General features: G+C 61.1%; 19 protein-coding genes. 13 read left to right on the top strand and 6 right to left on the bottom strand.

What is annotated here, in order from left to right:
- Positions 1 to 89 precede the first annotated feature (89 nt).
- A complete protein-coding gene (locus ACI7M0_RS00400; protein ID WP_405314606.1) occupies positions 90 to 1,148 on the bottom strand; it encodes an IS110-like element ISPpu11 family transposase in 1,059 nt (352 codons plus the stop codon).
- 279 nt (positions 1,149 to 1,427) lie between these two features.
- Positions 1,428 to 2,060, bottom strand: a complete 633-nt coding sequence (gene yihA / locus ACI7M0_RS00405) for a ribosome biogenesis GTP-binding protein YihA/YsxC (protein WP_010951522.1) — start codon at positions 2,058 to 2,060, stop codon at positions 1,428 to 1,430.
- A gap of 201 nt (positions 2,061 to 2,261) precedes the next feature.
- Here yihA and ACI7M0_RS00410 point away from each other — a divergent pair, with 201 nt between their 5' ends.
- The 7 genes from ACI7M0_RS00410 to ACI7M0_RS00440 all read left to right on the top strand — a co-directional run bounded on the left by ACI7M0_RS00410 (position 2,262) and on the right by ACI7M0_RS00440 (position 9,495).
- Positions 2,262 to 2,564: a cytochrome c5 family protein gene (locus tag ACI7M0_RS00410; RefSeq protein WP_003252992.1), complete on the top strand. Its 303-nt coding sequence runs from the start codon at positions 2,262 to 2,264 to the stop codon at positions 2,562 to 2,564.
- A gap of 31 nt (positions 2,565 to 2,595) precedes the next feature.
- Complete coding sequence (locus ACI7M0_RS00415) at positions 2,596 to 3,213, top strand: cytochrome c (protein ID WP_003252989.1); 618 nt, start codon at positions 2,596 to 2,598, stop codon at positions 3,211 to 3,213.
- A gap of 151 nt (positions 3,214 to 3,364) precedes the next feature.
- A complete protein-coding gene (gene dsbA, locus ACI7M0_RS00420) occupies positions 3,365 to 3,997 on the top strand; it encodes a thiol:disulfide interchange protein DsbA (RefSeq protein ID WP_010951523.1) in 633 nt (210 codons plus the stop codon).
- Positions 3,998 to 4,009: 12 nt separating this feature from the next.
- The gene (locus ACI7M0_RS00425) at positions 4,010 to 4,864 is read left to right on the top strand and encodes an endonuclease/exonuclease/phosphatase family protein (RefSeq protein ID WP_003252985.1); all 855 of its coding nucleotides are present in this window, start codon (positions 4,010 to 4,012) and stop codon (positions 4,862 to 4,864) included.
- A 27-nt stretch (positions 4,865 to 4,891) separates the two neighbouring features.
- Positions 4,892 to 6,829 (top strand): GGDEF domain-containing protein, encoded by a 1,938-nt coding sequence (locus tag ACI7M0_RS00430; protein ID WP_129932997.1) that lies wholly within the window; start codon positions 4,892 to 4,894, stop codon positions 6,827 to 6,829.
- Positions 6,830 to 6,902: 73 nt separating this feature from the next.
- Complete coding sequence (locus ACI7M0_RS00435; RefSeq protein WP_020191154.1) at positions 6,903 to 7,691, top strand: N-acetylmuramoyl-L-alanine amidase; 789 nt, start codon at positions 6,903 to 6,905, stop codon at positions 7,689 to 7,691.
- Positions 7,692 to 7,896: 205 nt separating this feature from the next.
- Positions 7,897 to 9,495 (top strand): EAL domain-containing protein, encoded by a 1,599-nt coding sequence (locus tag ACI7M0_RS00440; RefSeq protein ID WP_019437393.1) that lies wholly within the window; start codon positions 7,897 to 7,899, stop codon positions 9,493 to 9,495.
- A 14-nt stretch (positions 9,496 to 9,509) separates the two neighbouring features.
- On the opposite strand, the gene ACI7M0_RS00445 is transcribed toward ACI7M0_RS00440, so the two are convergent.
- Both ACI7M0_RS00445 and algB read right to left on the bottom strand, forming a co-directional pair.
- Positions 9,510 to 11,291: a KinB sensor domain-containing domain gene (locus tag ACI7M0_RS00445; RefSeq protein WP_010951527.1), complete on the bottom strand. Its 1,782-nt coding sequence runs from the start codon at positions 11,289 to 11,291 to the stop codon at positions 9,510 to 9,512.
- On the bottom strand, positions 11,288 to 12,634 hold the full coding sequence (gene algB, locus ACI7M0_RS00450) for a sigma-54-dependent response regulator transcription factor AlgB (RefSeq protein WP_014589262.1): 1,347 nt from the start codon (positions 12,632 to 12,634) through the stop codon (positions 11,288 to 11,290). Before algB ends, ACI7M0_RS00445 begins: the two co-directional genes overlap by 4 nt.
- 210 nt (positions 12,635 to 12,844) lie before the next feature.
- Between algB and ACI7M0_RS00455 the strand changes: the two genes are divergently transcribed.
- The 6 genes from ACI7M0_RS00455 (at position 12,845) to ACI7M0_RS00480 (ending at position 18,258) form a co-directional block, all read left to right on the top strand.
- Positions 12,845 to 13,666, top strand: coding sequence for a BON domain-containing protein (locus ACI7M0_RS00455; protein WP_020191152.1), 822 nt, complete (start codon positions 12,845 to 12,847; stop codon positions 13,664 to 13,666).
- A 174-nt stretch (positions 13,667 to 13,840) separates the two neighbouring features.
- The gene (locus ACI7M0_RS00460) at positions 13,841 to 14,131 is read left to right on the top strand and encodes a hypothetical protein (RefSeq protein ID WP_003252968.1); all 291 of its coding nucleotides are present in this window, start codon (positions 13,841 to 13,843) and stop codon (positions 14,129 to 14,131) included.
- A gap of 43 nt (positions 14,132 to 14,174) precedes the next feature.
- Positions 14,175 to 14,336 (top strand): DUF1328 domain-containing protein, encoded by a 162-nt coding sequence (locus ACI7M0_RS00465; RefSeq protein WP_003252966.1) that lies wholly within the window; start codon positions 14,175 to 14,177, stop codon positions 14,334 to 14,336.
- Positions 14,337 to 14,338: 2 nt separating this feature from the next.
- Positions 14,339 to 14,809, top strand: a complete 471-nt coding sequence (locus ACI7M0_RS00470; RefSeq protein ID WP_014861521.1) for an inhibitor of vertebrate lysozyme family protein — start codon at positions 14,339 to 14,341, stop codon at positions 14,807 to 14,809.
- A gap of 743 nt (positions 14,810 to 15,552) precedes the next feature.
- On the top strand, positions 15,553 to 16,881 hold the full coding sequence (gltP, locus tag ACI7M0_RS00475) for a glutamate/aspartate:proton symporter GltP (protein ID WP_129932998.1): 1,329 nt from the start codon (positions 15,553 to 15,555) through the stop codon (positions 16,879 to 16,881).
- Positions 16,882 to 17,028: 147 nt separating this feature from the next.
- Complete coding sequence (locus ACI7M0_RS00480; protein WP_129932999.1) at positions 17,029 to 18,258, top strand: nucleoside recognition domain-containing protein; 1,230 nt, start codon at positions 17,029 to 17,031, stop codon at positions 18,256 to 18,258.
- Here ACI7M0_RS00480 and ACI7M0_RS00485 read toward each other — a convergent pair.
- Positions 18,240 to 18,875: an ABC-type transport auxiliary lipoprotein family protein gene (locus ACI7M0_RS00485; protein WP_014589268.1), complete on the bottom strand. Its 636-nt coding sequence runs from the start codon at positions 18,873 to 18,875 to the stop codon at positions 18,240 to 18,242. The genes ACI7M0_RS00480 and ACI7M0_RS00485 overlap by 19 nt on opposite strands.
- Complete coding sequence (locus ACI7M0_RS00490) at positions 18,872 to 19,810, bottom strand: MlaD family protein (protein ID WP_010951534.1); 939 nt, start codon at positions 19,808 to 19,810, stop codon at positions 18,872 to 18,874. Before ACI7M0_RS00490 ends, ACI7M0_RS00485 begins: the two co-directional genes overlap by 4 nt.
- Positions 19,811 to 19,812 lie beyond the last annotated feature (2 nt).

Raw genomic sequence — 19,812 nt, forward strand, 5'->3', positions numbered from 1 at the left:
AGGCATCGGTCTGCGACGGTCTTACCTAGGGTCAATGTTCACTAGCAGGGGTTGGAGCGCCTAGCGCCCCGGTGGCATTACCCGGTGGGTCAGAGGCTCATAGCCGCCTCCGGTTTTTCGTTCGGTTTGCGTTGGTAAACCTGATCGCTCTGTAACAGGGCCCAGATAATCCGCAGATTTCGATTAGCCAGCCTGATCGCCGCCTCCTTGCGCCCAAGGCGGGATAGCCAACGCAAGAGGCGGCGATCATCTGGCTGATCGGAATCAGGCCTTAGCTGGCTCAAGACGGAATGCGCGCCCTGGATCATCAGGCTGCGTATGTAGCCGTCACCGCGCTTGCTCATCTTGCCCAATCTGATTTTGTTTCCGCTGCTGTGCTGATCGGGCACGATACCGAAGAAGGCGGAATACATTCGGCCACTGGCGAAGCGGCTGGGGTCGGTCTGTTTCGCCACGATCGCCGTGGCAATGATAGGGCCGACGCCGCGAATGGTGATCAGTCGCTGAGCGACTTTATCCTCTTGGGCAGTCGCTTCGAGCCGGCGGCTCAGCGCCGCTATGCGTTCACCTAGAGACAACCAGTCCATCAGCAACTCATCGAGCAACTCGCGCAACAGGTCGGGTAGAGGCAAGGAAGCATCCTCAAGCGCCTGAGGCACATGCTTATTGATCGCGGCATCGCCCTGGGGCATGGATACGCCATGCTCAAGTAGCAAACCACGGATCTGATTGCCCAGCGCGGTATGTCGCTTGATGTTACCGCGCCGGATACGGTGCAGCGCTTGAATAGCCAGTGCTGTGGTGCTCTTGATCGGTATCGAAGCGATGCTCGTATCGCGACCGGCACGCAAAATGGCATAGCAGTCGTTACGATCGTTCTTTGCACCGCTGCGATGTTCGGCGACACGTTGCGCCGGCAGGATGCGAACCGGATTACCTTTGGCCTGCAGCAGCCTGGCCCAGGCTTGCGCACCTGGACCGCACTCCATCAAGACGGCCACGGTCGTTGGCAGCCTGAGCAGGAAATCATGGAACGCTTGGCGGGATTTGATGCGATCTTCGTAGATCACCCGCCCAGTAGCGTCCTCGCCTGCTAATTGGAAGACCTGTTTGGCCAGGTCTACGCAGATGGTTGTGCAAAGCTCCACATCAGTGGAAGACAGGGAATCGTGTTTCGAACTATGCTTTTTCATGGTCTCGCCCTCGCTGCCGTTGGCTTCTTCGAACACCACCGTGGCACTGTGATGCCTCGGCGGGGGCGAGTCCATCGATTACAAGGGCCTGCGCCCAATCACCAAAGCGTGTCCAACCTCGATCAGGTGTAGGAGCGGGTTTACCCGCGAATACGGTAGTGGCGGCAACGGTGAACGGCGGGTGGAGAGCAGGCCCGGCCCTTTCGCGGGTAAACCCGGGTCAGGCGCAAACCACTAAACGACCGGCTTGTCTTCCAGTTCCATCCAGTCCGCCAGCACACGGTAGGCGTCTTCCACGCCCAGGCGCTTGGGTGCCGAGAACAGCTGGATGGTCACGCCATCCCCCCAGCCCTTGCGGATTTCCGACTGCACTTTCAGCAATGTGTTCTTGCCCGCGCCGTGGGTCAGCTTGTCGGCCTTGGTCAGCAGGATGTGCATCGGCATGCTGCTGGCCTTGGCCCAGTCGAGCATCATCTTGTCGAAGTCGGTCATCGGGTGACGCACGTCCATCATCAGGATCACGCCACGCAGGCACTCACGGCTGCCCAGGTAGGCTTCCAGGTGTTTCTGCCAGTGCTGCTTGAGCGGAATCGGGACTTTTGCATAACCATAGCCCGGCAGGTCGACCAAACGCCGTTCATCGTCCAGACTGAAGAAATTCAACAGCTGGGTGCGCCCGGGAGTCTTCGAGGTACGCGCCAGGCTGGCATGGGTCAGGGTATTGAGGGCGCTGGATTTGCCGGCGTTGGAACGGCCGGCAAAAGCCACCTCGTAACCCTGGTCGTCCGGGCATTGTTCGACCTTGGCTGCGCTGAGGGCGAATTTGGCTTTCTGGCAGAGGCCGAGGATGGGGTTCTTGACTTGCATGGGATATCCGATGTGGGTGTTGCCTGACTTTGTAGAGCCAAGCCTGGCAAGCGGTGTCGTTTCCGTTTGGATGGCGGAAGTATATAATGCCCCAGTTTTTGTGTGCTCATTCTCCCAGCGAAGGAGAACGGGCATGGGGTGTCGAACAATAGCTCGCGCAACAGAACGCAGCGCGGCCCCCAACCCTGAAGGTCGTTCCGCATGGCGAAATGGCTGCTTGCTGTCGGTATGTTCCTGCCGTTTTTCAGCGCACAGGCTACACAGGATCCCGAGGTGTTGTACAACCGCACGTGTGCGGCCTGTCACACCGGACAGTTGCCACAGGCACCCAGACGGGGTGACCGGGCAGCATGGGAGCCAAGGCTGGCGCAAGGCATGGATGTACTGGTGAAGCACGTGACCCAGGGTTTCAAGGCTATGCCGCCGCGTGGATTGTGCATGGACTGCAGTGCCGAGGACTACCGTTTGGTCATCCTTTGGATGAGCGGCAGTCCCGATACATAACATTTCACCCTTAGCCGTGTTGGATTAGCTGATGAACAAACTAGTCGTGAGTCTGCTGTTGACCTTGGGTGTCGCTGGTGCGGCCACTGCTGCGCAACCTATCAAAGGCGATGCCGCCGCTGGCCAGGCCAAGACCGCCGTGTGTGGCGCCTGCCACAACCCCGACGGCAACAGCCTGGCACCGAACTTCCCGAAACTGGCCGGCCAAGGCCAGCGCTATCTCGAAAAACAACTTCACGATATCAAGTCGGGCAAGCGTACCGTGCTGGAAATGACCGGCATGCTGGCCGCATTCAGCGACCAGGATCTGGCCGATATCGCTGCCTACTTCTCCAGCCAGAAAGGCAGCGTGGGTGCCGCCGATCCCAAGCTGGTCGAGCGCGGCCGCGCGTTGTTCAATGGCGGCGACCTGGAAAAGGGCATGCCGGCCTGCACTGGCTGCCACTCGCCCAACGGCGCGGGCATCGCCCTGGCCGGCTTCCCGCACCTGGGCGGGCAACACTCGCAGTACGTGGCCAAGCAGCTCACTGACTTCCGCGAAGGCAACCGCACCAACGATGGCGATGCCATGACCATGCGCACCATCGCTGGCAAGCTGAGCAACCATGACATCGAAGCGTTGGCCAGCTACATCCAGGGCCTGCATTAACTTTCGGTTAATGTTGTAGGTCAATGATGAAAGGGCGGCCGGGCTGCCCTTTTTTCCGTCCGCAGCCGTTACACTACAGAACTCGAGCCCTTCCCGGCCTGTCTCAGTGCAGGTCGCGTCGTGGCGACCCATGACTGCTCAGGAGTAAAGCATGCGTAAACTGATTCTCAGCGCTGCGCTGGTCGCCGCCAGCGTATTCGGTATGACTGCCGTTCAGGCTGCCGAGCCTGTCGCCGGCAAGGAATACATCGAGCTGAGCAACCCTGTTCCGGTTTCCGTGCCTGGCAAGATCGAAGTCGTCGAGCTGTTCTGGTACGGCTGCCCACACTGCTACCACTTCGAGCCGACCATCAACCCTTGGGCTGAAAAGCTGCCGAAGGACGTCAACTTCAAGCGCGTACCGGCCATGTTCGGTGGCCCGTGGGATGCACACGGCCAGATGTTCCTGACCCTCGAAGCCATGGGCGTCGAGCACAAGGTTCATGCTGCGGTGTTCGATGCCATCCAGAACCAGCACAAGCGCCTGACCGACAAGAACGAGATGGCCGACTTCCTCGCCACTCAAGGTGTGGACAAGGACAAGTTCCTCGCCACCTTCGACTCGTTCGCCATCAAGGGCCAGGTCAAACAGGCCAAGGAATTGGCGAAGAAGTATGAGATCACCGGCGTACCGAGCCTGGTCGTCAACGGCAAGTACCGCTTCGACCTGGGGACTGCCGGCGGACCGGAAGGCGTGCTGAATGTCGCCGACCAGCTGATCGACAAGGAGCGCGCTGCCAAGTAGGCGGCGTCACCCATGCCCCGCTTCAGAGCTACGCGTGGCATTGGCCTGCACGAGCCGCAGGTCAACGAGCATCACCTGCAGGCCCCGGGCCTGCCCGAGGATGGCCGTCTGCGGCTGCTCAGTTTCAACATCCAGGTGGGCATCAGCACCGAGCGCTACCGCCATTACCTGACGCGTAGCTGGCAGCACCTGCTGCCGCATAACGGGCGTGCCGGTAACCTGCAGAAGATCGGCAGGCTGCTGGGCGACTTCGACCTGGTGGCCCTGCAGGAAGCCGATGGTGGCAGCCTGCGCTCGGGCTACGTCAACCAGGTCGAACACCTGGCCCACTTGGGGGCCTTCCCCTACTGGTACCAGCAGCTCAACCGCAACCTTGGGCGTTTTGCCCAGCACAGCAACGGTGTGCTCAGCCGCCTGAAGCCGCAACTGCTCGAAGACCATCCGTTGCCTGGCCCGGCCGGGCGTGGCGCGATTCTGGTGCGGTTTGGCGAAGGCGAAGATGCGCTGATAGTGGTGATGATGCACCTGGCATTGGGGGCCAAGACCCGCGCCCTGCAGCTGGGTTATATCCGCGAGCTGATAGGCGGTTACCGTCACCAGGTGCTGATGGGTGACATGAACACCCATGCCACTGACCTGCTGGAGCATTCGCCGCTGCGCGATTTGGGCCTGGTCGCCCCACAAGTCGAGGCCACCTTCCCCAGCTGGCGACCGCAGCGTTGCCTCGATCATATTCTGCTCAGTTCAAGCCTCACGCTGGAGCGTGTCGAGGTGCTGGCGCAGCCAATTTCGGACCACCTTCCCGTTGCTGTCGAGATTCGATTGCCTGATGCATTGACTGTGGATACGCTGCCGGTTTTGAGCTAATTGCCATCACCGTTTGCGGACCCGGGCATGACTGAAGACGCTGAGCGCTGGAAAGAAAAATACCTTAAAAGCATCGAGCAGCAAGAAAAGCTCGAGCGCCGTTGGGATGCCCGTCTTGACCTGCTGCGCCGAGGCCTGGTGCGCAGCACCCTGGCTGCTGAAGGCAGTGACAAGGTGGTAGACGAGTGCATGAAGGAAATGCGCGATGTCATTCGCAGCGACAATATGGACGCCGGCCTCGCTGGCTTGATTCCGCGCCTTGAGAAAGCGGTACTGGATTCCGAACAGCGTCGCGAAACCCGCATGAACCAGGTCAGCGATGCGCTGACCGCACTGGTTGGCCAACTGCAAGGCCTGCCCCTGCCCAGCGATATCTCGCGGCCATTGAAAAAACTGGCGAAGAAGCTCGAGGGCGGGGTTGCCCAGTCACGCGAGCTGCCGCCGCTGTTGGGCGAGTTGAGCGGCTTGCAGGGGCGCGCGCTGTCGGCCCTTGGCAAGCCGAGTGAAGAAGCCCGACCCGGTTTTCTGCAGCGGTTGTTTGGAAGCCGTGAGGAAGATGCACAGGCAGGAGCAGAGCTTGCGCCGGTAGCGTTGCCTGCAGCCGCGGTTGTGCCCCAGGCAGCCGGCAGTGCCGAGCCATTGCGGCACGATGACGTCGATGCGCTACAACCGTTGCCGGCCCCTGCTGCTCCGACTGCCGAGGTGGCCGAAGCGCCCGAGCTTGAGCTGGAGGCATTTGGCCCGGCGCTGATCGAAACGGCCGAAATGCCGCCAGCCCCGTTGCCAAGGGACAAGGCGCCATTGCCGGAAGCTGAAGTTTCCGCCAGCGAGCCGTTGGCAGAGGCAGAACCCTTACAAGCCCTTGAAGAAACCTTTGGTGAAGACGGCCCCTATGCCCTGCCCTACGCAGTGGAGCCCCCTTACAGCCAGGTTGCCGCGCACATCGAGCAGACCCTGATCGGTCTGCTCGATGACCTCAGCCTGCCCGAGCGACACAAGGCTCAGGCGCTGGAAATGCGCGAGCGGGTTGCTCGCGGCTTGAACTGGTATGAACTGATCCCGGTGTTGGATGACTTGGCAGTACTCATGCTGGCGATCACCGACAGCGGCCAGCACGAATTCGAAACCTACCTGCAGCAGCTCAATGAACGCCTGGAAGGTTTCCAGAGCCACCTGCACGAGGCCAGCGCCGGCCACGCGGACAACAGCACCGCTGCCCGCGAGCTGGATAGCCAACTGCGTGAGCACGTCGACGGCCTGCAGAGCAGCGTGCAAGGTGCCGCCGATGTAGACAGCCTCAAGCACATTCTGGAAAACCGCCTGGAAGGCTTGCTGGTGACGATGGACGAACACAAGCACGAGCGTGATCGCCGCGAGCAGGAACTGGCCGGTCGCCTGCAAGGCTTGTCGGAGCGGGTGGCGAGCATGGAGCATGAGGCGCTTGGCTATCGCGAGCACCTGGAAGAACAGCGCCAGAAAGCCCTGCTGGACCCGCTCACCGGCCTGCCCAACCGTGCGGCCTGGAGCGAGCGAGTCGAACGCGAAATGCTTGACTGGCAGGAAAACGGCGGCCATCTGGCGATGGCGATTCTTGACCTGGACCATTTCAAACGCATCAACGACAACTATGGTCATCTGGCTGGGGACAAGGTCCTCAAGATCGTGGCCGACCAGTTGCGCAAGCGTCTGCGGGGCCGGGATTTCATCGCCCGTTTTGGCGGCGAGGAATTCGTCCTGCTGCTGCCGCAGACTACGCCCGCAGTCGCTGCGCAAGTGGCCGAGGTATTGCGTGCCACAGTCGAAGCCTGCCCATTCCACTTCAAGGGAGAACGGGTGGTGATCACCACCTCCATCGGCCTGGGTGCATTCCGTTCTGGCGAACGCAGCGACCAGGTGCTCAAACGGGCCGATGCAGCGCTGTACCGGGCAAAGGAGCTGGGGCGTAATCGCGTCGAGCATGGTTAGCCAGCCGCTGTCCGGCAGGCACAGCGCAGGTGAGCACGTTATACTGTAGCGCTCATACGCTGAGGCCACTGACGTGCTTTCCACGCTTAAAAAAACCCTGATTTCCTTTTTGCTGTTGTCTGTCGCCGGTTGCTCGACGGGCCTGCGCATCGACCGCAGTCACCCTTCGGCCAATCAGGACAACCGCATCCAGTTCGTTGTCCTGCATTACACCAATGCTTCGCTGGAGCGCTCCCTGGCGCTGCTTACCCATGGTGAAGTCAGCAGCCATTACCTGATCGGCGATGGCCCGGCTACGGTGTATCAGCTGGTAGATGAAAACCGTCGCGCCTGGCATGCCGGTGAGAGCCAGTGGCAGGGGCGTACCTGGCTGAACTCCTCGTCCATTGGTATCGAGATCGTCAACCCAGGCTTCACCGACACCCCGAACGGCCGGGTCTGGCACCCTTACAGCGAGGCGCAGATCCAGTCGCTGATCGCGCTGCTCAAGGACATTGTCAAACGCAACAACATCGAACCACGCCATATCATCGGCCACAGTGACATCGCCCCGCTGCGCAAGCTGGACCCGGGGCCATTGTTCCCGTGGAAGCGCCTGGCCGACGCCGGGCTGGGTATCTGGCCGGATGCCAACGCCGTGGCACGGCAGCAAGCCTACTTCAGCGTCAACCCGCCAAGCGTTGGCTGGTACCAGCAGGAGCTGGCACGGTTTGGCTATCAGATCGAGCAGACCGGCGTGCTGGATGTCGCCACACGTCATGTGATCGCCGCCTTCCAGATGCGCTTCCGCCCGCAGCGCTTCGACGGCATGCCTGATGCGCAGACAGCAGCGATGCTGCAGGTACTAAACCGCATGCGTTGAGTCACGGCGGGCGGGGTCCTTGTTGCAAAGCCTTGCGCTGCGAAGAGGCGAGTTGGATCGATGCAGTTGTATAGACTTTGACGGTCTCATCGCAGCCACAAGGCTGCTTCTACAAAGAGCGTGGCTGGATTGCAGCGAAGCGCCAAACGGTGAGGGTGATTATTGATTCCGTTGCTATACCTTGGTTATCAACTGGATGCCTTCGATGTCAGCCTTCATCGCCTTGCTGCGCCAAATTTTTTACCGTCCCTGGATGCTGGCCACTTTGGCAGCGCTGGCCAGCGCCGCGGTGTTGCTCTCTGCCAGCATCGGCATTGCCCTGCAACAAATGAAACAAAGCGAAAGCGAACAGATGAATGCCCAGGGCGAGCGTTTTCTGGAACGGCTCGAACAGGTGTTCGGCCAATTGCGCGAAGGGGTCGACCTGCTGCAGGCCCAACCCTTGCGCGGCTGCAGCCCGGCAATGCTGGCAGCCTTGCAGCAGGTTGGCCTGAACTCGCGTTTCATCTATGAAGCGGCTTATGTAGATGGCAATGTTGCCTGCTCCAACCGCGGTGATGAGCGAGCGTTCGTTCCCTTGCGGGCGCCAGATATCCAGGGGCCGACGTACAGCTACTGGCTTAACACCACCACCGAGCCGAACGAGAACCTGGCAGCACTGATGCTGGGTCGGGGCAAGTTTCTGGTTTCCACCTCCCGTGGGCATTTGACCGATGTGGTGGACCTGCCCCCAGGTGGCAGCCTGGTGGTGGTGCTGGACAACGGCGCCCGGGCCATTCCGGTGCTCGGCCCGCCACAGGTATGGCCACCACCCTCGGCCTGGTCGACCAGCCACAAGTCGCTGCTGGAACTCAGTGATCGGCTGATCTACCGAATGCCGACCAAGTCGCCGGATTACCAGTTGGTGCTGATTGCCCCGAGGGCCAGTCTGCCGTTGAAGATGAACGGCATGCTCTGGTTGCTGTTCCCCGGTAGCGTGCTGGCGGCCTGCTGCATCGGTTGGTTGGTACTGCAGTTGATTCTGCAACGACGGTCGATGAGTTCAGAGTTGCAGAATGCCTTGCGTCGTGGAGAGCTGCAGGTGCTCTACCAGCCAATCATCGAGCTCGACAGCCGGCGCTGTGTGGGCGCCGAGGCCTTGGTGCGCTGGCGCCGCCCGGACGGCACCCTGACCAGCCCGGACCTTTTCATTCCGCTGGCGGAGAATACCGGGCAGATTCGCCAGATCACCGACTTTGTCCTGCAGCGTGTGCTTGAACAGCTCGGACAGCTACTGCGCTCGCACCCCAAGCTATACATATCGATAAACCTGGCGGCCTGCGATGTGATGGTGCCACGTATTGGCCGGGTGGCGGCGCGCTTGCTGGCCTTGCATCGAGTGGCGCCCAGCCAGATTGCCTTCGAGGTGACCGAGCGCGGCCTGATCGACGTGGTGGTCGCCCGTGACAATCTGCAGGCGCTACGTGCCGTGGGGCACCAGGTGCTGATCGACGACTTTGGTACCGGTTATTGCAGCCTGGCCTACCTGCAAACCCTGCCAGTGGACTGCCTGAAGATCGACAAGGCATTCATCGACGCTCTGGGCCACGATGCCGCCAGTAGCGGTGTGGCCCCGCATATCATCCGCATGGCCCATGACTTGCACCTGCGGGTAATTGCCGAAGGAATCGAGTTCGAGGACCAGGCGGTGCTGCTGAACAGCGAGGGGGTCAATTATGGCCAGGGCTGGTTGTTTGCCCGGCCGCTGAACGCCCGGCAGTTTGCCGAGTTGGTGACTCGTGGGCACCTGCCGCGGCGGGTGTAGGCGCGTTGAAGCAATCAGACCGGCAACGCCATGTAGAACTGGGTCCCCTGCCCCGGCCGCGAAAACACGCCCATGCGCCCTCCGTGCAGCTGCACAATTTCCTTGCACAGCGCGAGCCCCAGCCCAGCGCCGCCTTTCTTGCGACCTACCTGCACGAAAGGCTCGAAGATGCGCGCTTGTTGCCCATAGGAAATGCCCTCTCCGTTGTCCTCGACGCTGATGATCACCCGTTCTGCATGTCGTCGGGCATGCAGGCGGATGCGCCCGCCGTTGGCGGTATGGCGGATGGCGTTGTGCAGCAGGTTGTCCAGCACTCGGTCCAACTGGGCGACGTCGGCCTGGATGCGCGGTAGCGGCGGGTCCAGTTCCTTGATCAACTCGATCTGCTTGTGCGCGGCCTGTTCGGCAAAGCGCGATTGCGCGTGGTCCAGCAGGTCGTCGATGGCACAGGGGGCCAGCTCGAGCTTTTGCAAACCGCTCTGATAACGGGAGAAGTTGAGCAGGTCGTTGATCAGTTGGGTAAGACGCTGCATTTCTTCGCCGATGGTTTCCAGCAGGTCGTTCTCGCGGGCTTCGGGCGGGAACTTGACCCGCTCGCGCAGCAGGCCGAAGGCCATGTGCATGCCGGTCACCGGGGTACGCAGTTCGTGGGAGGCACGCAGCACGAATTCGCTGCGCACCCGCTCGAAGGCCCTTTGCTCGGTTACATCGTGCAGCACCATCACCGCGCCGAGGATTGGTCCCTGCGGGTGGCTGACCGGGGTCAGGCTGTAGGTGAGCAGACGTGATTCTTCATCGACCTCCATGTTCAGGTCGTCCGGTGGGCGGTCGAGGCTGCCCCCGCGCAGAACCTGGCGCAGTTGTTGCTCAAGCTCGGGGCGCTGCAGGGCTTCGACCAGGCTGCTGCCCAAGCGGCTGTCGTTCCAGCCCAGCTGGCGCTGCGCCACCGGGTTGAGGTGCTCGAGGCGGCCCTGACGGTCGATGATCAGCAGGCCGTCGTCGATGCTGTCGAGTACCGCCTGTAAACGCTGCTGGCCGGCCAGCAGCTCGTCGACGTTGGTGGCCTGGTGCTTGCGCAAGGCATCGGCCATCAGACCAAAACGGCGGGTCAGCTGGTTGAGCTCGGCGGCCTGGGTGACCGGCAAGGTCACATCGAAATTGCCCTTGCCCAACTGGTCGGCCGCCTTGGCCAAGGCTTCGATCGGCTGGCCGAAACGCCGGGCGATGTTGTGCGCGGTGATAAAGCCCAGTACCAACACCACCAACCCCATCAGGCCGAGTACACCACTGACCAGCAAGGCGCGGTCACGGGTGCGTTCCTCGCTACGGGTAATCAGGTCCAATGCCTGCTTGTGGGAATCGATGAGGTCGGTGCGCACCTGATTGAACGCGGCCCCAAGCGGCTGATCGACACCCATGCTGCGAGCGGGTGTGGCGCTGTCGCGATAGGTCTGGAGGAAGGCCTGGTAATTGCTGCTCGCCTTGCTGAAACCGGTGCGCTCACCGCCTTGTTCCAGCCCTTGGTTGAGCAGGTCCTGGAAGTTGTCCTGCAGCAGCCGCAGGCTTTCTGGGGCGGTGTCTTCATCGAGAATCAGCATCAGCTGTTCGCCCAGGTTCTGGCGCAACTTCAGCCCCACTTCCAGGGCATGGGTGGTATCGCGCACCAGTCGCTGTTGCACTGTAGCCATCTGCAGCATGCTGACCAGACCCAGCAGCAGCCCCAGCAACGCCACGGTGACGAGCGTCGAGATGCTGAGGAAAAGCCGCGTACGCAGCTTCATGGGCGGCCATTTCATAGGTTGTACTGCTTGCGCTTGCGGTACAGGGTAGAAGCATCGATGCCCAAGGTCTTGGCGGCTTGGTCGAGGGTATCGCTGGCGGCCAGTACGGCACCGATATGGGCACGCTCCAGCTCATCCAGGCTAAGCGCGGCACCTACGCGCGGGGCATTGCCGGCGGGTTGTTCACCCATGCCCAGGTGGCTGATTTCCACGCGTTCCTGCGGGCAGATGATGCTGGCCCGTTCCACTACGTTGCGCAGTTCGCGAATGTTGCCAGGCCAGCGGTAGTTGAGCAGGGCAGTGCGCGCCTCGTCACTGAAACCGCGGGCGGGCCGGGAGTATTCCTTGACGAAACGGGCGAGGAAGCGGTCGGCCAGGATGAGGATGTCTTCACTGCGCTCGCGCAGGGGGGGCAGGTGCAGGGTAATCACGTTCAAGCGATACAGCAGGTCTTCGCGAAAGCGGCTTTCGCGCACCATCTCTTCAAGGTTGAGGTTGGTGGCAGCCAGGATACGTACATCGGCACGCCGGGTAACCGGGTCGCCGACGCGTTCGTATTCCTTGTCCTGGATGAAACGCAACAGTTTGGGCTGCAAGGTCAGCGGGAAATCGCCGATCTCGTCGAGGAATAGCGTGCCCCCGTCAGCCTGGCTGACCCGCCCGAGGGTGCTTTCGCTGGCGCCGGTGAAGGCGCCGCGGGTATGGCCGAATAGCTCGCTTTCCATCAGCTCGGCGTTAAGCGACGGGCAGTTGATGGTCACGCAGGCTTTGCGTGCACGCTTGCTCCAACCATGGATGGCCCGTGCCAGCTCGCCCTTGCCGGTACCCGATTCGCCAAGGATGAGGATGTTGGCGTCAGTGATGGCGACTTGGCGGGCGGTTTCAAGCACCGCCATCATGGCCGGGCTATGGGAGTCGAGGCCGTCCTTGGGTTTGCGTATTTCGCCTTCCAGCGCTTCCAGGCGTGCAGAAAGCTGGCGCACCTCCAGTTGCTTGGCAGTGGCCAGGCGCAACTGGTCGGGGCTGCATGGCTTGACCAAGTAGTCGGCAGCGCCGGCCTGGATGGCATCTACTGCGGTGTCGATCGCCGAGTGCGCGGTGACGATCACCACCCGCATCCACGGGGCCTGGATACGCATCTGTGCCAGCACGTCGAGGCCGTTGTCTTCACCCAGGCGCAAATCGAGGAAGCATAGGTCGAACACCTGGCGTTGCAGTAGGGTTTCTGCCTGGGCGGCGCTGTTCGCCGTGGCCACGCTGTAGCCCTCGTCTTCCAGGCAGTAGCGGAACGTGCGCAGGATCGCGGACTCGTCATCCACCAGCAGAATTCGGCCTTGGTTGTCCTGGGCTGATTCCATTTCCTGTGCTCCTTAGGGAAAGATCTTTATTTAGTGTGGGAAAAATCGGGCAAGTTGCATGGTCAATTCTGAAGGATTCTGTCCTTTGCATGCTAGCCAGTGGCCAAACGATGTCTACAAGCCGTGATTCTTCAATGATTTGCTTAGAGGCACGCGCTGGCACATTGGTTGCGATGATTTTCAGATTTTGCCCACGAAGGAGGCGCTGTCATGCCCTTTTCCCTGCGTACAGCCGTTTTGGCCGCCACCCTGCTGCCAATCTTTACCCCGGCATTCGCCGACCCTGTGCAGGACGCGCGCCTGGAAGGCGCCCTGCAAACCGCCTTGTCACTGAACCGCATGCTTGATTCATTTCGTATCAAGGTTGAAGTGGACGGCAAGCAGGCGCGGCTTTCCGGTGAGGTGGAGAACGAGGTCGAGCGGCAGCTGGCCGAGGACGTGGCCCGTGCTACCCGGGGCATCGAACAGGTAGAGAACCTGCTGCAACTCAATGCCCAACTGGTGGAGCGCCCGCAGGAACTGCGTGCCTACGCCCAGCGCCTGGAGGACGTGACCCTGGCGGCGGTGATCCGTGCTCGGCTGTTGTGGAGCCGTACCACCGAAAAGGCACCTATAGAAGTACAGAGCAGCGAGGGTGTGGTGACGTTGCGTGGCAAGGTCGACAGTGCCGAAGCCAAGGAGCTGGCGGGCGTGGTAGCGCGTACCACCGACGGCGTGTACCTGGTCAACAACCTGGTCAGCCTCGATACCGCCGCCATGGCCAAGGCGCGGGAAACACCGGCGGGCGCGCCAATCGGGCCGCAACCAAGCGACAGCTGGATCGTCGACAAGATCCAGAGCAGCTATCGCTTCAGCCGCAACCTCGATGGCCTGAACCTGAAGGTGGCCAGCGAAGCAGGCATGGTGCGGCTCTCGGGCGAGGTGGTCAGCGCGGAGCAGAAAACCATCGCCGTGGAGATCGCCCGGCAGATCATCGGCGTACGGGGCGTGGATGCTGATCTGCTGAAAGTCGCGACCAAGGTGGAAGGCTGATCGTGCAATTCGCACGACCACACAGGCGTCATCGTGCAGGATACGTCCTCACGGTGTCTTTTAATAATCACTAACTAATTGATTTGTAAGGGTTTTATTTAAATCAAAAGGCTGGCATGCAGGCTGCAATTACCTGTTCAGGTTTGAACAAAAAATACAGCAGGAGGAGCCAGCATGAACCGCCAATCCGTCAACCGCTCGCAGAGCGCTGCACTGCCTTTGCGCCAGATGCTGACACTCGGCATGGCGATGCTGCTGACCTTGGCCGCTGGCCTCTTCTATTACAGCTTGCAGACGGCGCGTCTGGCTGAGCAGGTGGCGGCTCAGACTGCCCTGTTGACGCAAATTCAGGCAACTCGTGCCAACACCTTGGTCAAAGCCGCTGACTGGCAACCAGCTGGCCAGGCCATTGCCTCACCGGCCACTGTGGAAAAAGTTGTTCCCCAGGAACGCTGGGTTTTCTGACCAGGCGGCCGGATCGATTCCGCAAAAAGAAAGGAGAACTACCATGCTGAGTTGGGCTATCACTTTCCTCATCATCGCCATTGTCGCCGCCGTACTGGGCTTCGGTGGTATCGCGGGCGCTGCTACAGGTATCGCCAAGATCCTGTTCATTGTCTTCCTGGTGTTGTTTGTAGCCTCCTTCTTCTTTGGACGCGGACGAGGTTGAAGATGAGCAGGAAGCTTCGTTCAGCCGTGGTCGCCGCCCTGCTGCTGGGCGGCAGCGCGGCGGCCATGGCGGCCAATGACGGCCAGGTTCGGGTCGACCAACTGCTCGGCTCCGACCCGGAGTACCGGGAAACCTGGCAGGACACCCTCGAAGGCGAGGAACGCCTGCCCGATTGGGTGGTCAATCTGACCGGCAGTGCCCAGCAGCAGATGTCTGCCGTTACTGAAGACGGCGACAAGTACCTGGTCGGGCCGCTGTGCGAAAAACAGGACAATTGCACCTACAAGCGGCTGATCGTGGCGTTCAGCTGGGACAAGGATGATGCCTACGGGATGCTCGTCGAGGTGCCCGAAGGTTTGCCGAGCGACAAGTCGCCCACCCGTCACGCGCAGTACCGCTGGCTGGGCGAACCTGACGACGGCATGAAGGCAATGCTGCAGGAGCAGCTCAAGCGTGACCCGAACTGGTACTGAGCATTGTTGCCGGTACGGATAAAAGGTCACTCACTGTCACGTAATAGAAGCTGAAGCTTTCTATAGTTCAGCCTTCTATGATGCGCCGCCCCGAGGAGGGGTAGCACATGACCAAGGGGTCGGGCTGCTCTGATTGTTACAGGACCGGAGTGGCCTAGGGGTACAGGGAGTGCCTCCAGTAATGGGCCGGGTCAGGAAAGGCGGAATCGGAAGTCTCAGGTCGGCGGTGTCACGGGATGCCTTGCCAGACCTGACTTCCGAGGAGCCATGTAGGAAACGTCGCCTCTCTTGCGCGTTTTTTCCCCTGGGACACATTTTGTCTCGACCGTACATCAATTTTTTTTCGACCTTCCTGGCGCTGCTACAAGTGGCATTTCCGCCATTCGGATTGTCGAACAGGCCATCTTTCGTGTCCTATCTGTCCCGCCAAATCTGCCGAAATATGGCGGTTTGGTCTTGTTCGGGATTCCGAATGTTATAAATCAAGCACTTGCGAAGCTGCCGGCTAGGTCGAAAACAGTATGCATAAACGGCATGGGCTATGCGTTTCAGGCATTAGCTTTCGCCCCTTGCCGTCGCAATAGTTGCCGCCTTTTTCGCTGGCCAGAGCGCCCTGTCGCTCGCCTGCGGTGTCCTTACATGACGTCGCCTGACGGAAGTCCTTACTGCTCGTGACCTTGCCTATGGCTCTGTTACGCGTGTTTCCGCCAGGTGCCATGACCACTAAAACAAAGGGTAAAGACATGAAGAAGGCAAAACTGAGCCTCGCCTGGCAGATCGTTATCGGTCTGGTCCTGGGTGTTGCAATCGGCGCGCTACTGAATCATTTCAGTGCAGAAAAGGCATGGTGGATCAGCAACGTCCTTCAGCCCGCTGGTGACATCTTCATCCGCCTGATCAAGATGATCGTCGTCCCGATCGTGATTTCGTCGCTGATCGTGGGCATCGCCGGTGTTGGCGACGCGAAGAAGCTGGGCAGCATCGGCCTGAAGACCATCATCTACTTCGAAGTGGTGACCACGATCGCCATCGTCGTAGGCCTGGTGCTGGCCAACCTGTTCCATCCGGGTGCCGGCATCGACATGAGCACCCTGGGCACTGTGGATATCTCCAAGTACCAGGCGACAGCGGCCGAAGTGCAACATGAGCACGCGTTCATCGAAACCCTGCTCAACCTGATTCCGTCGAACATCTTCGCAGCGCTGATGCGTGGCGAAATGCTGCCGATCATCTTCTTCTCGGTGATGTTCGGCCTGGGTCTGTCGAGCCTGCAGGCAGAGCTGCGTGACCCGCTGGTGCGTACCTTCCAGGCTGTTTCGGAGACCATGTTCAAGGTCACCCACATGATCATGAACTACGCCCCGATCGGCGTGTTCGCCCTGATTGCGGTGACCGTGGCCAACTTCGGTTTCAGCTCGCTGCTGCCGCTGGCCAAGCTGGTTGTGCTGGTGTACTTCGCCATCGCCTTCTTCGCCTTCATGGTACTGGGCCTGGTTGCCCGCCTGTTCGGCTTCTCGGTGATCAAGATCATGCGCATCATGAAAGATGAGCTGATCCTGGCCTACTCCACCTCCAGTTCGGAAACCGTGCTGCCGCGGGTGATCGAGAAGATGGAGAAGTACGGCGCGCCGAAGTCGATCTGCTCGTTCGTGGTACCGACCGGCTATTCGTTCAACCTCGACGGTTCGACCCTGTACCAGAGCATCGCGGCGATCTTCATTGCCCAGTTGTACGGTATCGACCTGTCGTGGAGCCAGCAGCTGCTGCTGGTGCTGACCCTGATGGTCACTTCCAAAGGTATCGCGGGTGTGCCGGGCGTATCGTTCGTGGTACTGCTGGCCACCTTGGGCAGCGTGGGCATTCCGCTGGAAGGCCTGGCCTTCATCGCGGGCGTGGACCGCATCATGGACATGGCCCGTACTGCACTGAACGTTGTGGGCAACGCCTTGGCTGCATTGGTCATTGCTCGCTGGGAAGGCATGTACGACGCGGTCAAGGGCGAGCAGTACTACGCCTCGCTGATGGCCGAGAAGCGGGGAGCTGTAGTGGTTGGCGAAACCGCCAAGCGCTGAGCCTGATGGCTGTTTGACCAAGAGCCCCGACTTATCGGGGCTTTTTGTTATCTGCGAGATCTTGAACCGCGCCTACAAAGGCTCGCGATCGCCAGTCACAGGCTGCGATACGCTATTATTCGGGCACTTTTCAGGGGGAACATACGGATGCTCAACGGCCTTTGGCTCGGCTTTTTCCTGGTGGCGGCGGTGTCCGCCATGGCCCAATGGCTGGTGGGTGGCAACGCAGGCATCTTCGCGGCAATGGTCGAAAGCATCTTCGCCATGGCCAAGCTGTCGGTCGAGGTGATGGTGCTGCTGTTCGGCACACTGACCCTGTGGCTGGGCTTTCTGAAGATCGCCGAGAAGGCCGGTATCGTCGAATGGTTGGCCAGGGTGCTGGGCCCGTTGTTCGCCCGCCTGATGCCGGAGGTGCCGCCCGGCCACCCCGCCCTGGGCCTGATCACCATGAACTTCGCTGCCAACGGCCTGGGACTGGACAACGCTGCTACGCCGATTGGCCTGAAGGCCATGCGCGCGCTGCAGGAGCTGAACCCCGGCAGCACCACCGCGAGCAACGCGCAGATCCTGTTCCTGGTGCTCAACGCCTCGTCGCTGACCCTGCTGCCGGTAACCGTCTTCATGTACCGGGCCCAGCAAGGCGCGCCAGACCCGACCATGGTGTTTCTGCCAATCCTGCTAGCGACCAGCGTCTCGACCCTGGTTGGTCTGCTGTCGGTGGCAGTGATGCAGCGTTTGCGTCTGTGGGACCCGGTGGTGCTTGCCTACTTCATCCCCGGCGCTTTGCTGCTGGGAGGCTTCATGGCTTTTCTTGGCACCCTGTCGGCCGCCGCGCTGGCCAGCCTGTCGTCGCTCCTGGGCAACCTCACGCTGTTTGGCGTGATCATGCTGTTCCTGGTGGTGGGCGCCCTGAAACGGGTGAAGGTGTATGAAGCCTTTGTCGAAGGCGCCACGGAAGGCTTCGATGTGGCCAAGAGCCTGCTGCCCTACCTGGTGGCGATGCTGGTGGCGGTGGGTGTGCTGCGCGCCTCTGGTGCTCTGGAGCTGGCCCTGGACGGTATCCGCCATGCGGTTAGCTGGATGGGCCTGGACACGCGCTTCGTCGAGGGCCTGCCCACCGCGCTGGTCAAGCCGTTCTCTGGCAGCGCAGCGCGGGCAATGCTGATCGAGACCATGCAGACCCAAGGCGTGGACAGTTTCGCTGCCTTGGTGGCAGCGACGATTCAGGGCAGCACCGAAACCACCTTCTACGTACTGGCCGTGTACTTTGGTGCCGTGGGCATCCAGCGCGTGCGCCATGCGGTCGGTTGCGCACTGCTGGCCGAGTTTTCAGGGGTGGTCGCGGCGATCTTCGTCTGCTACTGGTTCTTTGCCTGAAGCTTCAGTTGTGCCTGGTTGGCCTGGGTGATGGTCCAGTTCACGACTTGCCCCACCAGCTGGTCGCTGGCCTGGCCGAAGCCGGCGACCACTGCTGATACCTGTTTGTCGTCCAGCGGTTGGCGGATTTCGAAGCGCTTGCTGGCCAGGATGCGTTGGTTGCGGCCCTGGACCAAGCGAGCGTCATAGCGGATCACCACCTCCACTGCCCCATCCGTGCGGTATTCACTCTGAAATGCCTGCAGCTCGCCGGCCAGCTCGTAGTCTGCCTGCAGGTTACTGTCGTCAGCGCTCAGGCGCTGTACCTGGCCCTCACGCTGGAACCCGTCGAGCAAGCGGTTACGCAGCAGCACCGGGGCCGCATCGCTCCAGCGCGCGCCCTTGTAGCTGCTCACCACATTGCCCTGGGGAACCACGGCAATCCTTGGCCCGGCCAACACTTCACTGGCCAGCGGCTTGTTCAGGCGCAATGACCAGTCCAGCGGCGGCGCTGTGCGGCTGGGCTGGTTCACCGGCAGGCGATAAAGATCCACAGGTTCGCTCTGCGGCAGGATCGAGCAGGCACTGGCCAGGCTCAGCGAGGCCGCCAGGGTCAGCAGGCGCAGCGACGGATTCATGGCTGGAACTCCTTGTTGTTGTCGCGGCCAAGCAGGTAGCCGCTTGGGTCGGCCTCCAGTTGCCGGGAAATGCCTTTGAGTGCGTTCAGGGTTTCGCGCAGTTCACGAATGGCCGGGGCGAGCTGGTTCAGGCTCTGGGCGCCGTCACCGATAGCCTCGCTGTTGTTCTGGAGCAGGTTATTGATGGTTGCCGTGCTTTGGGCCAGTGACTGCATGGCCTGTTCGGCGCTGCCGATCGCCTGTTTGCCTTCGCTATCCAGCAGGCCGTTGGCATTGCGCATCAATGCCTGGGTTTCGGCCAGGGTGGCGCTGGCCTGCTTGCCCACCTGCACCAGCTGTGCGATGGCCTCGGCGATGCTGCCGTGCTGGCCGGCAAAGGCGCCGGTGGTCTTGTCGAGGTTGGCCAGCGTGTTGCTGAGGTGGCCTATGTTGTCCTCGGAGAACATCTGGTTGGCGTTATGGAGCAGCATGTTGATGTTGGTCACCAGGTCGCTGCTGTCGTTGAGCAGACGCGAGATTGGCGATGGCGAAGCGATGATCACCGGCAGCTTGCCATCCTTGCCTTTAAGCTCGGGGCTTTGCGGGGTGCCGCCGCTGAGCTGGATGAACGAGTTGCCGGTGACGCCGGCCAGGGTCAGCTTGGCCTGGGTGTCTTCCTTCACCGGGGTATCGGCGCTCAGGCGCACGCGTGCCAGTACCCGGCGCGGGTCTTTCGGGTCCAGACGCAGGGTGGACACGTCGCCCACCTTGATGCCGTTGTACTGGACCGTGCTGCCGGGAGAAAGGCCGGACACGGCTTCGTTGAACACCACTTCGTAATCCTTGAAGGCGTCGTCGACACTGGACTTGGCCAGCCACAGGCCGAACAGCATGGCCCCTGTCACCACCAGAACGGTGACCAGGCCTATGAGGACGTGATGGGCTCGGGTTTCCATTG

It is taken from the genome of Pseudomonas sp. 10(2024) (assembly GCF_045164175.1).
Taxonomy (GTDB): Bacteria; Pseudomonadota; Gammaproteobacteria; order Pseudomonadales; family Pseudomonadaceae; genus Aquipseudomonas; species Aquipseudomonas alloputida.

Bases quoted from the DNA above. Each gene is read 5' to 3' on its own strand.
- ACI7M0_RS00470 (WP_014861521.1), top strand. From the start codon at position 14,339: ATGAGCAGGAAGCTTCGTTCAGCCGTGGTCGCCGCCCTGCTGCTGGGC.
- ACI7M0_RS00455 (WP_020191152.1), top strand. From the start codon at position 12,845: ATGCCCTTTTCCCTGCGTACAGCCGTTTTGGCCGCCACCCTGCTGCCA.
- algB (WP_014589262.1), bottom strand. From the start codon at position 12,634: ATGGAATCAGCCCAGGACAACCAAGGCCGAATTCTGCTGGTGGATGAC.
- ACI7M0_RS00425 (WP_003252985.1), top strand. From the start codon at position 4,010: ATGCCCCGCTTCAGAGCTACGCGTGGCATTGGCCTGCACGAGCCGCAG.
- ACI7M0_RS00480 (WP_129932999.1), top strand. From the start codon at position 17,029: ATGCTCAACGGCCTTTGGCTCGGCTTTTTCCTGGTGGCGGCGGTGTCC.
- dsbA (WP_010951523.1), top strand. From the start codon at position 3,365: ATGCGTAAACTGATTCTCAGCGCTGCGCTGGTCGCCGCCAGCGTATTC.
- ACI7M0_RS00460 (WP_003252968.1), top strand. From the start codon at position 13,841: ATGAACCGCCAATCCGTCAACCGCTCGCAGAGCGCTGCACTGCCTTTG.
- ACI7M0_RS00440 (WP_019437393.1), top strand. From the start codon at position 7,897: ATGTCAGCCTTCATCGCCTTGCTGCGCCAAATTTTTTACCGTCCCTGG.
- ACI7M0_RS00490 (WP_010951534.1), bottom strand. From the start codon at position 19,810: ATGGAAACCCGAGCCCATCACGTCCTCATAGGCCTGGTCACCGTTCTG.
- ACI7M0_RS00465 (WP_003252966.1), top strand. From the start codon at position 14,175: ATGCTGAGTTGGGCTATCACTTTCCTCATCATCGCCATTGTCGCCGCC.
- ACI7M0_RS00430 (WP_129932997.1), top strand. From the start codon at position 4,892: ATGACTGAAGACGCTGAGCGCTGGAAAGAAAAATACCTTAAAAGCATC.
- ACI7M0_RS00410 (WP_003252992.1), top strand. From the start codon at position 2,262: ATGGCGAAATGGCTGCTTGCTGTCGGTATGTTCCTGCCGTTTTTCAGC.
- yihA (WP_010951522.1), bottom strand. From the start codon at position 2,060: ATGCAAGTCAAGAACCCCATCCTCGGCCTCTGCCAGAAAGCCAAATTC.
- ACI7M0_RS00485 (WP_014589268.1), bottom strand. From the start codon at position 18,875: ATGAATCCGTCGCTGCGCCTGCTGACCCTGGCGGCCTCGCTGAGCCTG.
- ACI7M0_RS00415 (WP_003252989.1), top strand. From the start codon at position 2,596: ATGAACAAACTAGTCGTGAGTCTGCTGTTGACCTTGGGTGTCGCTGGT.
- gltP (WP_129932998.1), top strand. From the start codon at position 15,553: ATGAAGAAGGCAAAACTGAGCCTCGCCTGGCAGATCGTTATCGGTCTG.
- ACI7M0_RS00445 (WP_010951527.1), bottom strand. From the start codon at position 11,291: ATGAAATGGCCGCCCATGAAGCTGCGTACGCGGCTTTTCCTCAGCATC.